17 protein-coding genes are annotated in these 13933 nt (G+C 62.9%); 12 read left to right on the top strand and 5 right to left on the bottom strand.

What is annotated here, in order from left to right; translation table 11 throughout:
• The first annotated feature begins 86 nt into the window (after positions 1-86).
• Together secD and secF are read left to right on the top strand one after the other, a co-directional pair.
• Positions 87-1637, top strand: a complete 1551-nt coding sequence (gene secD / locus ACBR42_RS01825) for a protein translocase subunit SecD (protein ID WP_102324469.1) — start codon at positions 87-89, stop codon at positions 1635-1637.
• Between the two features lie 13 nt (positions 1638-1650).
• On the top strand, positions 1651-2604 hold the full coding sequence (gene secF / locus ACBR42_RS01820) for a protein translocase subunit SecF (RefSeq protein WP_102324811.1): 954 nt from the start codon (positions 1651-1653) through the stop codon (positions 2602-2604).
• Between the two features lie 44 nt (positions 2605-2648).
• Here secF and ACBR42_RS01815 read toward each other — a convergent pair whose 3' ends face one another.
• The gene (locus ACBR42_RS01815; RefSeq protein ID WP_371207140.1) at positions 2649-3116 is read right to left on the bottom strand and encodes a hypothetical protein; all 468 of its coding nucleotides are present in this window, start codon (positions 3114-3116) and stop codon (positions 2649-2651) included.
• A gap of 127 nt (positions 3117-3243) precedes the next feature.
• Positions 3244-3756 (bottom strand): large conductance mechanosensitive channel protein MscL, encoded by a 513-nt coding sequence (gene mscL / locus ACBR42_RS01810; RefSeq protein ID WP_102324471.1) that lies wholly within the window; start codon positions 3754-3756, stop codon positions 3244-3246.
• Between the two features lie 251 nt (positions 3757-4007).
• On the opposite strand from mscL, the gene rpmE reads away from it, so the two are divergent.
• From rpmE to ACBR42_RS01795, 3 genes are all read left to right on the top strand, one after another.
• Positions 4008-4238: a 50S ribosomal protein L31 gene (rpmE, locus tag ACBR42_RS01805; protein ID WP_102324473.1), complete on the top strand. Its 231-nt coding sequence runs from the start codon at positions 4008-4010 to the stop codon at positions 4236-4238.
• Between the two features lie 188 nt (positions 4239-4426).
• Complete coding sequence (locus tag ACBR42_RS01800) at positions 4427-4975, top strand: Hsp20 family protein (RefSeq protein ID WP_102324474.1); 549 nt, start codon at positions 4427-4429, stop codon at positions 4973-4975.
• A 249-nt stretch (positions 4976-5224) separates the two neighbouring features.
• Complete coding sequence (locus ACBR42_RS01795; protein WP_102324475.1) at positions 5225-5812, top strand: DUF1013 domain-containing protein; 588 nt, start codon at positions 5225-5227, stop codon at positions 5810-5812.
• Between the two features lie 47 nt (positions 5813-5859).
• Here the strand turns inward: ACBR42_RS01795 and ACBR42_RS01790 are convergent, their stop codons facing one another.
• Positions 5860-6030, bottom strand: coding sequence for a YdcH family protein (locus ACBR42_RS01790; protein ID WP_102324476.1), 171 nt, complete (start codon positions 6028-6030; stop codon positions 5860-5862).
• A 163-nt stretch (positions 6031-6193) separates the two neighbouring features.
• Between ACBR42_RS01790 and ACBR42_RS01785 the strand changes: the two genes are divergently transcribed.
• From ACBR42_RS01785 to ACBR42_RS01775, 3 genes are read left to right on the top strand one after another with little or no spacing between them, the layout of a single operon-like run.
• Complete coding sequence (locus tag ACBR42_RS01785) at positions 6194-6394, top strand: YdcH family protein (RefSeq protein WP_102324477.1); 201 nt, start codon at positions 6194-6196, stop codon at positions 6392-6394.
• 23 nt (positions 6395-6417) lie between these two features.
• Complete coding sequence (purE, locus tag ACBR42_RS01780; RefSeq protein ID WP_110548134.1) at positions 6418-6933, top strand: 5-(carboxyamino)imidazole ribonucleotide mutase; 516 nt, start codon at positions 6418-6420, stop codon at positions 6931-6933.
• Entirely contained in the window at positions 6930-8075 is a 1146-nt protein-coding gene (locus ACBR42_RS01775) for a 5-(carboxyamino)imidazole ribonucleotide synthase (RefSeq protein WP_371207137.1), read from the top strand. Before purE ends, ACBR42_RS01775 begins: the two co-directional genes overlap by 4 nt.
• Here ACBR42_RS01775 and ACBR42_RS01770 read toward each other — a convergent pair.
• The gene (locus tag ACBR42_RS01770; RefSeq protein ID WP_371207136.1) at positions 8072-8743 is read right to left on the bottom strand and encodes a RadC family protein; all 672 of its coding nucleotides are present in this window, start codon (positions 8741-8743) and stop codon (positions 8072-8074) included. The genes ACBR42_RS01775 and ACBR42_RS01770 overlap by 4 nt on opposite strands.
• Before the next feature lie 83 nt (positions 8744-8826).
• On the opposite strand from ACBR42_RS01770, the gene ACBR42_RS01765 reads away from it, so the two are divergent.
• Positions 8827-9519, top strand: a complete 693-nt coding sequence (locus tag ACBR42_RS01765; RefSeq protein WP_102324481.1) for an HAD hydrolase-like protein — start codon at positions 8827-8829, stop codon at positions 9517-9519.
• Here ACBR42_RS01765 and ACBR42_RS01760 read toward each other — a convergent pair.
• Complete coding sequence (locus ACBR42_RS01760) at positions 9516-10217, bottom strand: JAB domain-containing protein (RefSeq protein ID WP_371207135.1); 702 nt, start codon at positions 10215-10217, stop codon at positions 9516-9518. The two genes, ACBR42_RS01765 and ACBR42_RS01760, sit on opposite strands and share 4 nt — an antisense overlap.
• Positions 10218-10305: 88 nt before the next feature.
• On the opposite strand from ACBR42_RS01760, the gene ACBR42_RS01755 reads away from it, so the two are divergent.
• The 3 genes from ACBR42_RS01755 to ACBR42_RS01745 are packed head-to-tail and all read left to right on the top strand — an operon-like array spanning position 10306 to position 13933.
• Positions 10306-12519 (top strand): ATP-dependent helicase, encoded by a 2214-nt coding sequence (locus tag ACBR42_RS01755; protein ID WP_110548131.1) that lies wholly within the window; start codon positions 10306-10308, stop codon positions 12517-12519.
• Positions 12520-13422, top strand: coding sequence for a 50S ribosomal protein L11 methyltransferase (locus ACBR42_RS01750; RefSeq protein ID WP_102324483.1), 903 nt, complete (start codon positions 12520-12522; stop codon positions 13420-13422). It begins immediately after the preceding gene.
• The gene (locus ACBR42_RS01745) at positions 13415-13933 is read left to right on the top strand and encodes a GNAT family N-acetyltransferase (RefSeq protein ID WP_110548130.1); all 519 of its coding nucleotides are present in this window, start codon (positions 13415-13417) and stop codon (positions 13931-13933) included. The genes ACBR42_RS01750 and ACBR42_RS01745 overlap by 8 nt, the downstream gene beginning before the upstream one ends.

The following is a 13933-nucleotide window of genomic DNA, read 5'->3' as shown; positions in this document are numbered from 1 at the left end:
CCCGCACTGAAATTCGCATATGAGACACTGACCATGCCGGACAAGGAAACCGGCTCTGCCGGGCGTAGGGAGCTCTCCATCAAGTCATGATGTATTACAGTCGGCTCAGAATGGCTTCGGTCATTGGCATATGTCTGATCGGGCTGGCGCTGTGCCTGCCCAATGTCATCCGCCAGCCCGTCCCGTCCCTCCCTTGGCGCCAGATCCATCTGGGCCTTGACCTGCGGGGCGGTTCATACCTGCTGCTGCAGGTGGACATGAACAGCGTCGCCGCCGACAGGCTGCGCGGGCTGCAGGATGAAACACGCCAGACCCTGCTCAAGGCCGGTCTGGGGTATCGCAACCTCACCACCACCGCGCGCGGCGTCACCTTCACCCCCCGCGCACCGGAGGAGGCACCGCAGGACCTCAAGGCCCTGCGCGCGATGCCCATGAACGTACCGGGGGAGTTCAGCGTCGATCAGGGTGAAGGTGGCCAGATCACCATCGCCCTGTCACCAGATGCCGCCCGCCAGCGCGCATATGACGCCGTTACCCAGTCCATCGAGATCGTGCGCCGCCGTATTGACGCGACGGGTGCCATCGACCCGGAAATCACCCGTCAGGGCGAAGACCGGATCATCGTGGAACTGCCCGGCATCAGCGATCCCGAGCGGGTCAAGAAGCTGCTGGGCACCACAGCCAAGATGACATTCCATCTGGTGTCCGATTCCGCCATCGGTTCCGCCGTTCCCCCGCCGGGCGTGGAAATGGTGCCGATGAGCGACGGACAGGGCACGCTGCCGGTCTTCACCCATGTTGATGTGGACGGCGCGGACCTGACCAACGCCAGTGCTGCGATCGACCAGCAGAGTGGCGAATGGGCGGTGAACTTCACCTTCGATTCGACGGGTGCGCAGGAATTCGGCGCGGTCACGCGCGCCAATGTGGGCAAACGCTTCGCCATCGTGCTGGATAACAAAGTGATCGAGGCCCCGGTCATCCGCACCGCCATTACCGGCGGCAATGGCCAGATCACCGGCAGCTTCACCGCCCAGCAGGCCACCGACATCGCCCTGCTGCTGCGCGCGGGCGCACTGCCCGCCCCCCTGAACGTAATCGAGCAGCGTTCCATCGGACCGTCGCTCGGTGCTGATTCGATCCGCGCGGGCGGCTACAGCCTTGCTGCGGGCTTCGTGCTGGTGATCGCGTTCATGGCGCTGTTCTATGGGCGCTTCGGCTGGTACGCCAACATCGCCCTGCTGGCCAATCTGGTGCTGATGACGGCCATCCTGTCCCTGTTCGAGGCCACGCTGACCCTGCCGGGCATGGCGGGCATGCTGCTGACCCTGGGCATGGCGGTGGACGCCAACATCCTGATCAATGAACGCATCCGCGAGGAAGTCGCCCGCGGGCGCAGCGCATTGCAGGCCATGCAGGCCGGTTTCGAGCGCGCGACCTCCACCATCGTGGACAGTAACGCCACCGCGCTGCTGGCGCATGTGATGCTGTTCGTTTTCGGAACAGGCCCGGTGCGCGGTTTCGCGCTGACGATCACCATCGGTATCGTGACCACCCTGTTCACCACCCTTCTTCTATCCCGGATGCTGATGGTGCGCTGGTATGCCCGCACACGCCCCAGCACCCTGCCGGTCTGAGGCGCGCTGAATGATGTTTGATCGTCCCCTTCTGCGGTTTGTGCCCAACGGCACCAGAATCAACTTCATGCGCGGCCGCTTCATCGGCCTTGCAACATCGGCGGTGCTGTCCATCGCCTCGCTGATCCTGTTCTTCCATCCCGGCCTTACACTGGGGCTGGATTTCCGGGGCGGCATCGTGGTGGAAGCCCGCACGCAGGGACCGGCGGATTTCAACGCCATCCGCGCAGCCCTTGCGGCCCAGCATGTGGCGGCGGCAGGCGTGCAGTCCTTTGGCGGCCCGGATGACGTGCTGATCCGCCTCGACACCCCGCCCGCAAGCGAACCCGACCATGAAGCCCGCACGCAGGCACTGGTCGATTCGGTCCGACACGCCATCACCACCCTGCCCGGCGCGCAGGTGCTGCGGGCGGATGCGGTGGGGGCTTCGGTTTCGGCTGAACTGTTCCGCAACGGCATGCTGGCCCTGGGGCTCAGCCTGCTCATGATCCTGGCCTATATCTGGTTCCGCTTTGAATGGGAGTTCGCGGTCAGCGCGGTGGTGACGCTGGTGCTGGACCTGACCAAGGCCATCGGCTTCCTTGTCCTGACGCATTTCGAATTCGATCTGGTGATGGTCGCGGCAATCCTGACCATTCTGGGCTATTCCACCAACGACAAGGTGGTGGTCTATGACCGCGTGCGTGAAAACCTGCGCAAATACCGGACCATGCCGCTGGCGGAACTGATCGACCTGTCGATCAACGAAACCCTCAGTCGCACGCTGGGCACGTCATCGACCGTGTTCCTTGCCGCCCTGCCGCTGGCACTGTTTGGCGGGGCCAGCCTGTCGGGCTTCGCATGGGTCATGCTGTTCGGGATTGTGGTGGGGACATCCTCCTCCATCTTCATCGCAGCACCGATCCTGCTGCTGCTGGGGGAAAAGCGCCTGCGCCGGGATGCCCGTCCGCCTGCACGCACGTCCTGACGGACCCTTTTGCCCGCACCGAACAGGGTGCGGGTCCATGTCTTCTATCGGGGCCTTCTATCGGGGGCGGGATCTGTCGCTTGCGGCGGGACCTGCCCCTTTGTCATTGGGACCGGGGGCGCCATTGTATCGGGGATGCAGCGTGACAGCACCGCGCCGTTCAGCGTGCTCGGGTCCGGCTGATTGCTGCACGCCACCATCAGGGCCACCGCCATCTCCACATTATGCCGCGCCCGGCGCGACGGCTTGAGCAGCGCCGTCATGAGCATCCGCTTGCCGTATTTGAGCGAGACCGCCATGTCATACACCTGCTGTCCCGACAGGCCGCCATCCTGCAGGCGGCTGACCAGACCGCCTTCCGCCATGAAATAGGACGAAATCAGCAGGTAGTCCTGCGCCGGCGGGGGCAGGCTGGACAGTTCCTGCCGTGGCGCGGCCTGACAGCCGACCAGAAGGCCAGCCGCCGCGCACGCCAGCAGACCGCGGCGAACATATCGAACAAAATCAGTCATAAGGCTGTCACCCTAACACACCGGGGGATATTGGGCAGTCACGTCATCCGGACAAGGGCAGGTCGGTAAGGCAAAAAAAAGACGGGGCCCGATCCCGGGCACCCGCCTTGCAGTCCGATGATAAGGATCAGACCGTGGTGGAACCTGTCGGCTTCTGCGCGGCGTCCGCCTTCAGCACTTCAAGAATCTCCTGAAGCAGCACTTCGTTGCGCGGGGGCGCAGCGGGGGCGGCGGGCTTCTCGGCCTCTTTCTTCACCGTCAGGCGGTTGATGGCCTTCACGACCCAGAAAATGACGAAGCCGATGATGACAAACTGGATCACCGCGTTAAGGAACAGCCCGATATTGATCGTAACCGCGCCAGCCTTCTGTGCATCCGCCAGGGTTGCGAGATGCGGACCGCGCAGGGTGATGAACAGGTTCGTAAAATCGATACCGCCGATCAGCAGTCCCAGAACCGGGGTGAACACATCCTTGACCAGGCTGTTCACGATGGCGGTAAACGCGGCACCCACAATCACACCAACGGCAAGGTCAACCACATTGCCGCGCATGAGAAACGAACGGAATTCGCCCAGCCAGCCCGGCATATGAATGTCCTTGACGTGCAGTTCAGGTACGTGATCCGGCAGCTTTGCCATTGTTACCAATCCTTTGTTTTAAAGAAGACCTCTCAGGTCTAGCAATGTCATGACATCATGACGACTGAATATCGCCAGTCTTCCTTTCCATTTCCTCAACCTGATGCAACGCGGTAACACTGGACCCGATAAGCCGGGAATCGAGCTTTTTCGCCATCGGGTGTTGATCTTGCCATCCCTTGTCGTCTATACGCCTGCCCACATAACGCCCCCGGTCGGCATCGGTGGGCCCAGCGTGAAAGTTAGTTGAAATGAAATCCGGCATCCACCCCGACTACCACGAAATCAACATCATCATGACCGATGGCACCGAGTACACCACCCGTTCCTGCTACGGGAAGCCCGGTGATACGCTGCGTCTGGACATCGACCCGAAGTCCCATCCGGCCTGGACCGGCGTGCAGCGCATGATGGACACCGGGGGCCAGGTTGCGAAGTTCAACAAGAAGTTCGGTGCACTGGGCCAGCGCAAGAAGGGCTGATCGCCCGCGCCTCCACCAGACACAGTCTGCTGTTGCCGGAAATGCCCGGTCCCTTGAACGGGGGGCCGGGCATTCCCATGTCTGGACTACGCGGATGCCCATGCGGGTCCGCGTATCATTCCGACATCATGGTCCGCTCGACCGAGGGACCACAACGCAGCAGACCTTGCATCATGGAGGTTTCAGTCATGGCTTACGACTTCGCGCCGCTGTTCCGCAGCGCCATCGGATTTGACCGTCTGGCCCAGCTTGTCGATACGGCGGCACAGAACCCGGTCAGTTCATCCTACCCGCCCTATAACATCGAAAAACTGTCCGACGCGCAGTACACGCTGACGATGGCCGTGGCCGGTTTTGGCCCCGATGACATCGAACTGACCGTGCAGGACAATACCCTTATCGTAGCAGGACGCGTAGGCGAACCGGCGCAGGAACGCGAAATGCTGTATCGCGGCATCGCCACGCGCGCATTTGAACGTCGCTTCGTGCTGGCGGATCATGTCGTGGTGGAAAAGGCGGACCTGACGAACGGGCTGCTGCGCATCGCCGTGCGCCAGATCGTGCCGGAAGCCCTCAAGCCACGCCGCATCCCCATTTCATCGGGCAGGAGCGTGACGGGACAGGACGCAACAGCCGAAGCCCGGACCGAAGCGGTCGAGACGCAGCCCGAAGGGATCGCACCCCATGTGGCGGCAGCGGCCTGCGCTTCACCGCCGGTGGCTGGCTGCGCACTGTAATCCATCGCCATCTGCAACAGCGGGGGCGGGCCAGTGGTCCGCCCCCGTTTTTATCGGGATGAAACATTCCCCGCGAACCGATTGAAGTCTTGACCTTTACCGCCCGCAACCTTCATATCACTTCCACGAGTGTTTTCTGTTTCTGGCGCGCCAGCAGGTACGCACGGTCCCCGCTTCGGGATGGGACCGGTTCAAACACCCTTTCAGGTGCCTGCGTGTGGCGCCACACGCTGTAGGACCTGACTGATAATGACTGCCCTGCCCCTGATGCCCAAGGCAACCGCCGTGTGGCTTATTGAAAAGACGGCGCTGACGTTTACCCAGATTGCCGAATTCTGCGGAATGCACCCCCTGGAAGTACAGGCGATCGCCGATGGGGAAGTGGCGCAGGGAATCGTGGGTTATGACCCGATTGCCAACCACCAGCTTACGCAGGCGGAAATCGACCGTTGCGAGAAAGATCCTGAGTCCCGTCTCAAGATCCTGCCGCCCGCCAACCCGATCAACCGTCGCTCCAAGGGCGCGCGTTATACGCCGGTCGCCAAGCGCAATGACCGCCCTGACGCGATCGCGTTCATCCTGCGCAACTTCCCGCAGCTGTCTGAACAGCAGACGAGCAAGCTGCTCGGCACGACCAAGGACACCATTGAAAAGGTGCGCACCAAGCAGCACTGGAACAGCCCCAACATCAAGCCACGCGACCCGGTAACGCTGGGCCTGTGCAGCCAGACGGACCTGAACGCCATGGTGGCGGCCGCCAATGAACGCCTTGCGCGTGAAGGTCAGGCCGTCCCGCCGCCGCTGGAACTTGATGACGACGGCGAGAACGGCATCTGACCTGACAGGTCATGGCCGCCCGGCACCACCGGGCGGCCTGTTTCCTGTCAGCCCAGTCTGACGAGGCGTTCGATTTCTTCCTTGAGACGCAGCTTTTCAAGCTTGAGCCGCCGGATGGCGACTTCATCGGGTGAAGGTCTGCGATCTTCATCAAAAATGCGGGCATCAAGCCGCGCATGGCGTGATTTGAGGCTGTTGATACGCGCTTCGTACGACATGGAACCCTCCAGCGTCTTTGCTACGACCCGATCAGGCTAGACCAGACCGCCCGGCAAATTCCATGCTAAAATTGCAGGCCAAGTGGCCGCACGTCTGGCATTTCGCCTTTTGGCGCGGATATGCTTAGGATAGTGACCATGTCCACCTAACAGACGAGCCGCCATGCTGACAGACCGGGATACCCTCCTTCGCAAGCTGCACGAACTGCGCAGTGAACATCGCGACCTTGATACGGTCATCAATCGCATGGCGTTGGCGCTGACGGACCAACTGCAACTGCAACGGCTGAAAAAGCGCAAGCTTCTGCTGAAGGATGAGATCACATGGCTGGAAAGCCGTCTGATCCCCGACAGCATCGCCTGAATACCTGACGAGAGTTACCAAACGTGAGCCAGCCCCCCCTTCCGTCCCCCGGTACACAGGCCCCGCGCGTCGGGCTGATCATGGGCAGCCAGTCCGACTGGGAAACCATGCACCACGCCGCCAGCGTGCTGGAAAAGCTGGGCATTGCGCATGAAGTGCGCATCGTATCCGCCCATCGTACCCCCGACCGGCTGGCGGATTATGCCAAAACGGCGCAGGGGCGTGGCCTGTCGGTCATTATCGCGGGCGCGGGCGGGGCTGCTCACCTGCCGGGCATGTGCGCGGCATGGACCGCGCTGCCGGTTCTGGGCGTGCCGGTCGAATCCCACGCGCTCAAGGGCATGGACAGCCTGCTGTCGATCGTGCAGATGCCCGGTGGCATCCCCGTGGGCACGCTGGCGATCGGCAAGGCGGGAGCGACCAATGCCGCCCTGCTGGCCGCCTCCATCCTTGCCCTGTCCGACCCGGCGCTGGGCACGCGGCTGGCTGCATGGCGGGCGGCACAGACTGCGGCGGTGGCGGAAGAACCCGTTCGATGAGCGCGCTTCCTCCCGGTTCCATCCTTGGCATTGTCGGTGGCGGCCAGCTTGGCCGCATGTCGGCCATCGCGGCGGCACGCCTTGGCTACCGCGCCCATATCCTGACACAGGAAGCCGATGGTCCGGCGGCACAGGTCGCCCATGCGGTGACACTGGGCCGGTATGACGATCATGACGCCCTGCGCCGCTTCGCCGATGCAGTGGATGTCATCACCTTCGAATTTGAAAATATCAGCGCTGACGGGCTGGACCTGCTGTCCAGCATCCGCCCGGTCCATCCCGCCGGCCGTATCCTGCGTATCAGTCAGGACCGCATCGCTGAAAAAACCTTCATGGCGGAAAACGACATTCCGGTGGCCCCATGGCGGGCGGTGCATGACCGTGCAGATCTGGGCACGGCGGCGGAAGAACTGGGCTATCCCTTCATCCTCAAGACCACGCGCCTTGGTTATGATGGGAAGGGACAGGCCCGCATTCACGACGCATCGGAACTGGACGCCGCATTCGACAGTCTGCGCCCCCATCCGCTGGTTGCGGAAGGAATGGTGCATTTCGCCTGTGAAGTCAGCGTTATGGTCGCACGGAACGAACGGGGCGAGATCACGACGTTCGACGTGACGGAAAACCGCCATCGCAACGGCATTCTGGACCTGAGCCTTGCCCCGGCCCGCATTTCCCCTGCCCTTGCGGCGCAAGCGGTTGACCTCGCACGGCGCATTGCAGGTGCGCTGGGCCTGATCGGATTGCTGGGCGTGGAGATGTTCGTCGACCGCGATGGCAGCCTGCGCGTGAACGAAATCGCGCCCCGCCCGCATAATTCCGGCCACTGGACCATGAATGCCTGCCCCGTGGACCAGTTCGAGATGCATGTCCGCGCCGTAACCAACCAGCCCCTGCCCCCCGCGATCCGCCATAGTGACGCGGTGATGAAAAACCTGATCGGGCCGGATGACATGGCGCTGTGGCCGCAGATCATGGCGGCTCCGCGCCTGCTGGCCCATCATTACGGCAAGGCCGAAGCACGTCCGGGCCGCAAGATGGGACATGTGAACGTGCTGTTTCCCCATGGCAGCCTGCCGGGCGAATTCGGTGTTGAAGCAGCCTTGGGCCCACTGGCCACCGCAGCGGACAACGCCGCCTAGGTAATCAGCCCCATGGCCCGGAAGCTGTGGACGCGGCCATTTCCGACAATGATGTGATCGTGCACCGTAACCCGCATGAGCCGGCCAAGCTGCACGATCCGCATTGTCATCTCGATATCCGCCCCTGATGGCTCCGGCCTGCCCGCCGGGTGATTATGCGCCAGCACCAGTTTCGCGGCCCCCAGTTTCAGGGCGCGGCGCATGATTTCACGCGGGTAGACGGGGGAATGGTTGACCGTGCCGGTGCCCATCAGGTCATCTGCCAGCAGGCGGAAATGCTCATCCAGAAACATTACGCGGAACTGTTCGACCACTTCATGGCCCATGCAGGCCTGAAGATAGGCCACCAGCCCGTCCTGCCCCGACAGCATATCCACCCGCCGCACCCGGCTGCGATACAGCCGCAGCGCCAGTTCACGCACCACGGCCAGAAAAGGCGGTAACGCGGTTTCACGCCCCGCCATTTCATCCAGCGCCCCCACATGCGCCGACAGCGCCATGCCCGCCGACCCGAAACGCGCCAGCAGGCTGGCCGCAAGGCGGTCGGGCGCGGGATGGCCTGTATCGAGCGTGCGGATCAGGTCACGCAGGAAGGCAAGGTCTGCCGCATGGCTGATTGCGCCATCCACCTGCGGCTGTCGGGCCTGCGCCGTGGCGTTATCGGGCAAAATGGTGGCTTCTCAACAATTTCAGGACAAATCCCGCATGGATGGTGCATGATGCCCGCAGGACAAGGAGCTTTTGAACCTGCATGATTTTTCAGAAATCCCATACCGTACTCTTTGATCTGGATGGAACCATCGTGCGCTCACGCGATGGCATAGTGGACTCCATCCACGCCCTGCTGCGCGACTTGGGGCATGAACCCGACATGTCCATGGACCTGACATGGGTGGTCGGGCCGCCGCTGGAAGAACTGATCGGTCATGTTCTGGCCCATTATGGCGATGACCGGGTGCAGGAGGCCATGGCCCTGTATCGCAAGCATTACGAATCGGAAGGCATGCACAAAAGCCCCGTATTCGACCATATGCGCAACGTGATCGAGACCCTGTCCGCCGAAGGCGTGCGGCTGTTCATCGCCACGTCCAAGCCGCGCCACCTTGCGCGCAAGATCCTGCACCTGCGCAATCTCGTGCAGTATTTCGATGGCCTGTCCGGCGCACGGGCGGATGACAGCGGGGCGGAAAAGCCGGAACTGATCGCCTCCCTCCTGCGCGAACATGATGTCAGGCGCGAGGATGCACTTATGATCGGCGACCGGCGGTTCGACATAAGCGGCGCCCATGCCAACCATGTCCGTGCACTGGGGGTATTATGGGGTTATGGCTCGCGTGAGGAACTGACCGAAGCCGGTGCGGACGCACTGGTCAGCCAGCCCTCCGAACTGCTGGACGCCATCCGCCAGCAGTTTGCCGCAGCCGAAGCCCATCCGCACCGTTAGGCCGTGATGGAGGGATGCATGCTGACTGTCTTCCCTCCGCCCCGGACCAGACAGTCCTGAAACGTGATCCCCAGCAGGCGGGCGTTAGTGTGCAGCATGCGCAGGAAGCGCAGGTCGCCCGCACATCCCTCTGCCGGGGGTGGCTGCGGGCCAAGATCGCGCACAGCGACAAGGGATACCGCGTGCAGTTCCAGCGCGCGGGCCAGCACGGCACGACACATATCCGCAGCCCCTCCGTCCATGACCAGTTCATCGGCCAGCATGTGTCGCGCGGAATCGAGATGGAACATCCGCACCCCATTGCGATTACCATCCGGATCGGGCAGCCGGTCGCAATAGTCCAGCACCGCCACCATATCGGTAAAAATCACCTGCCCGCGCGGGTCGCCATGGGCCAGCCGGGACGCAACCTGCGCCGGACAGGCCAGAACCGCGATCCCGCGCGGTCCCAGCCCCGCCGCGCGCAGGGCATCGGGGGCTGCATCCAGCACGGCTTCCAGACTACCGAAATGCGCCAGCAGCGCCTTGGCCTGCGGCTTGGTATCGCGCCGGGGCACGGCGGCGAACAGCAGCACCTCCAGCAATTCGTAATCAGCCAGTGACGCCGCCCCCGCCGTGCGTATCCGCGCGCGCATGCGGGCACGATGTCCCCCCGGCCCCGTTCCACCCGCATGTTTCGTGGCAGGTGCCTGCTTCACCGCTTTTTTCCCGTCATGTCCCGTCCTGTTGCGGCGTAATTGATAGCATTGGTTCCCCCACGCGGGGATTGCTATAGAAGATAGCGTGATGGACAGCCTTATCCCAACCGGCCGCGAGCCGGACTACCTCAGCCGTCTCAATCCCGAACAGCGGGACGCGATCGAGACTACGGATGGCCCGCTACTGGTCCTTGCCGGCGCAGGCACGGGCAAGACGCGGGTGCTGACCACGCGGTTCGCGCATATCCTGCTGTCGGGCCGCGCGCGACCGAACCAGATCCTTGCCGTGACCTTCACCAATAAGGCCGCGCGCGAGATGCGCGAACGTGTCAGCGCCCTGATGGGCGAACCGGCGGAAGGGCTGTGGCTGGGCACGTTCCATGCGCTGTGCGCGCGCATGCTGCGCCGCCACGCGGAATATGTTGGCCTGACCAGCAGTTTCACCATTCTGGATACGGACGACCAGCTACGGCTGCTCAAGCAGGTGCTCGAACCCTACCGCATCGACACAAAACGCTGGCCGCCACAGGCGATAATGGGCGTGATCCAGCGGTGGAAGGACCGCGGGCTTGTGCCTGACGCCATTACGGCGGCGGAGGATACGGATTTCGCCAACGGGCGCTGTGCCGAAATCTATACCGATTACCAGTCCCGGCTGCGCCAGATTAATGCCTGCGATTTTGGCGATCTGATGCTGCACATGACGGAAATCCTGCGCAGACAGCCCGATGTGCTGGCGCAGTATCACCGTTTCTTCCGCTACATTCTGGTGGACGAATATCAGGACACCAACACCATCCAGTACCTGTGGCTGCGCCTGCTGGCCCACCGGGGGGACCAGCCATCGAACATCTGCTGCGTGGGTGATGATGACCAGTCCATCTATTCATGGCGCGGGGCGGAGGTGGAAAACATCCTGCGTTTCGAACGCGACTTTCCCGGCGCACGGGTTGTGCGGCTGGAGCGGAATTACCGTTCCACCCGGCAGATACTGGCTGCGGCATCGGGCCTGATCGCCCATAACGAGGAACGGCTGGGCAAGACGCTGCATCCGGGGCGAGAGGATGCGGAAGGCGAGAAGGTCCGCGTCATTTCCGTGCAGGACTCGGACGACGAGGCCCGCATGGTCGGCACCGAGATCGAACGCCTGCGCGCCGATGGCCACCCGATGGCGGAAATCGCCATCCTTGTCCGCGCCGGTTTCCAGACCCGCGCGTTCGAGGAACGGCTGATAACCCTCGGCCTGCCCTATCGCGTGGTTGGCGGCCTGCGTTTTTATGAACGCGCCGAAATCCGTGACGCCATCGCCTATATGCGCGTCATCAACCAGCCATCGGATGATCTGGCGTTTGAACGCATCATCAACGTGCCCCGCCGCGGCGTGGGCACGACGGGGCTGCAGAAAATGCACATGCATGCCCGCGCACGCGAAATCCCGCTGACCGCAGCCGTGCTGGACCTTCTGGCGCAGGGAGAGATCAAGGGCCGGGCGAAAGAGCAGTTGACCGCCCTCATGCAGACCCTTGCCGCCACGCGCGAAATGCTGGGGCGCGAAGGGCATGTCGTCGCCATCGACCACCTGCTGGAGGAAAGCGGGTATGTGGACATGTGGAAGGCGGACAAATCCCCCGACGCGCCGGGTCGGCTGGAAAACCTGAAGGAACTGGTCCGTTCGCTGGCGGATTATGAAACCCTCAGCGGATTTCTCGAACACGTCGCCCTTGTCATGGATACGGAAGACCGGTCCGGTCAGGATAGCATGAGCATCATGACCCTGCACGGCGCGAAGGGACTGGAATTCGACACCGTCTTCCTGCCGGGATGGGAGGAAGGGGTCTTTCCTTCCCAGCGCACGCTGGATGAAGGCGGCCTCAAGGGACTGGAGGAGGAACGCCGTCTTGCCTATGTCGGCATCACACGCGCGCGCCGCAGGGCCATCATAAGCCACGCCGCCAACCGCCGCATCTACGGCAACTGGCAATCCGCCATTCCCAGCCGCTTTGTGGAGGAACTGCCCGCCGAACACATCGAAAGCACCGGCGATACGGCCAACAGCCGCCGCAGCTTCCTTGGCCGCCCCGCCGTGTTTGGCAGTTCGCCCTTCCCGCTGGTAGCGTCACGGCGCGTGCATGACATCACGCCCAAACCCGCCGCAACGTCGGGCATGAAGGTGGGGGTGCGTGTGTTTCACCAGAAATTCGGCTACGGCACCATTACCTCGGTCGAGGGAAACCGGCTGGAAGTCGCCTTTGAAAAAGCAGGCCCCAAGCGGGTGATCGATACATTTGTTGAGCAGGTATAAATGAGCCTTTCCCCCCGGCGTCACGCCACCGAACTGGAAACCATATCGGTCACGGTCCCGCCTGAAGCGGTCGAAGCCTATGAATCCGCCCTGTCCACCGTCTGCACCACCATCGGCATTTTCGAAGTGGACGACAACCAGACCCAGTGGCGTGTGGAAGGGGTCAAGGATATTGGCAACGGGGAGGAAGAACTCCGCGCCGCCCTGCTGGTGGCTGGCCTGACCACGGGCGTCGATGCCGAACTCGAACGCAGCCACACGGAATCCGAAGGCTGGCTTGCCCGCACTTACGAAGCCTTTCCCGAACAGCTTGCAGGCCGACGCTTCGCCATACGCGGCACGCATCTGGAACAGGCGGGACGACCACAGCGCATCACCATAACCCTGGACGCGGGCGTCGCCTTCGGGTCGGGCGAACACGGTTCGACACGCGGCTGCCTGCGCGCGCTGGAACTGGTCGCCTATCGCCAGCCGCGCCGTATCCTCGATCTGGGATGTGGTTCGGGCATCCTGGCCATGGCGGCGGCGGCCCTGCTGCACCGGCCCGTTCTGGCGACCGACATCGATCCGTGGTCCGTTCGCGTAACCCGGCGCAATGCCGCGATGAACGGGCTGGGCAATCTGGTGGACTGCCATCTGGGCAATGGCTGGGCCACTCCCGCCATCCGACACCATGCGCCCTATGATCTGGTCTTCGCCAATATCCTTGCCCGCCCGCTGTGCAGCATGGCGGCCGATCTTGCGCGTAACCTGCTGCCCGGCGGCACGGCCATACTGGCTGGCCTGCTCAATACGCAGGTGCGCATGGTGCTGGCCGCCCATCGCCGCCATGGTCTGGTCCTTGAGCGCCATCTGCGCGAGGGAGACTGGGGCACACTGATCCTGCGCAAACCCCATGGCTGACAGACCCGCCCTGCTGATCCGCGACGCAACGGACGCGGACATTCCGGCGATTGTCGAAATCGTCAATCACGCCATCCGCAACAGCACCACCATGTGGGAAACCAACGAAACCACGGTAGCCGCGCGGCTGGAATGGCTGCATTCCAGTCAGGCCAGCGGCTATCCCGTCCTGGTGGCGGAAATGCCCGATGGCAGTGTTGCGGGATACAGTAGCTGGAAAATGTTCCGGCCATTTTCTGGCTACATCCATACGGTCGAACATTCGGTCTATATCGCGCCCGCCTACAAGCGGCAGGGCATTGGCAGCGCGCTGCTGCAGGCGCTGTGTGACCGGGCGATGGCGGAAAACGTGCATGTCATGGTGGGGGGCATTACCTCCACCAATGTCGCGTCACGCCTGCTGCATGAACGCTTTGGCTTCCAGCATGGGGGCCTGATACCCGAATGCGGCACCAAATTCGGCCGATGGATGGACCTGCTGTTCATGTATCGCATCATGTCGCATTCCTGA

The sequence above is a fragment of the Komagataeibacter sp. SM21 genome, from assembly GCF_041402665.1.
Classification (GTDB): Bacteria; Pseudomonadota; Alphaproteobacteria; order Acetobacterales; family Acetobacteraceae; genus Komagataeibacter; species Komagataeibacter saccharivorans.
This window is presented reverse-complemented; position numbering and strand designations above follow the sequence as displayed.

Excerpts from the sequence above, each read along its gene's own strand:
- secF (WP_102324811.1), top strand. The coding sequence starts at position 1,651 with ATGTTTGATCGTCCCCTTCTGCGGTTTGTGCCCAACGGCACCAGAATC.
- ACBR42_RS01790 (WP_102324476.1), bottom strand. The coding sequence starts at position 6,030 with ATGTCGTACGAAGCGCGTATCAACAGCCTCAAATCACGCCATGCGCGG.
- ACBR42_RS01765 (WP_102324481.1), top strand. The coding sequence starts at position 8,827 with ATGATTTTTCAGAAATCCCATACCGTACTCTTTGATCTGGATGGAACC.
- ACBR42_RS01815 (WP_371207140.1), bottom strand. The coding sequence starts at position 3,116 with ATGACTGATTTTGTTCGATATGTTCGCCGCGGTCTGCTGGCGTGCGCG.
- ACBR42_RS01795 (WP_102324475.1), top strand. The coding sequence starts at position 5,225 with ATGACTGCCCTGCCCCTGATGCCCAAGGCAACCGCCGTGTGGCTTATT.
- ACBR42_RS01750 (WP_102324483.1), top strand. The coding sequence starts at position 12,520 with ATGAGCCTTTCCCCCCGGCGTCACGCCACCGAACTGGAAACCATATCG.
- ACBR42_RS01755 (WP_110548131.1), top strand. The coding sequence starts at position 10,306 with ATGGACAGCCTTATCCCAACCGGCCGCGAGCCGGACTACCTCAGCCGT.
- rpmE (WP_102324473.1), top strand. The coding sequence starts at position 4,008 with ATGAAATCCGGCATCCACCCCGACTACCACGAAATCAACATCATCATG.
- secD (WP_102324469.1), top strand. The coding sequence starts at position 87 with ATGATGTATTACAGTCGGCTCAGAATGGCTTCGGTCATTGGCATATGT.
- ACBR42_RS01775 (WP_371207137.1), top strand. The coding sequence starts at position 6,930 with ATGAGCGCGCTTCCTCCCGGTTCCATCCTTGGCATTGTCGGTGGCGGC.
- ACBR42_RS01800 (WP_102324474.1), top strand. The coding sequence starts at position 4,427 with ATGGCTTACGACTTCGCGCCGCTGTTCCGCAGCGCCATCGGATTTGAC.
- ACBR42_RS01745 (WP_110548130.1), top strand. The coding sequence starts at position 13,415 with ATGGCTGACAGACCCGCCCTGCTGATCCGCGACGCAACGGACGCGGAC.
- ACBR42_RS01785 (WP_102324477.1), top strand. The coding sequence starts at position 6,194 with ATGCTGACAGACCGGGATACCCTCCTTCGCAAGCTGCACGAACTGCGC.
- mscL (WP_102324471.1), bottom strand. The coding sequence starts at position 3,756 with ATGGCAAAGCTGCCGGATCACGTACCTGAACTGCACGTCAAGGACATT.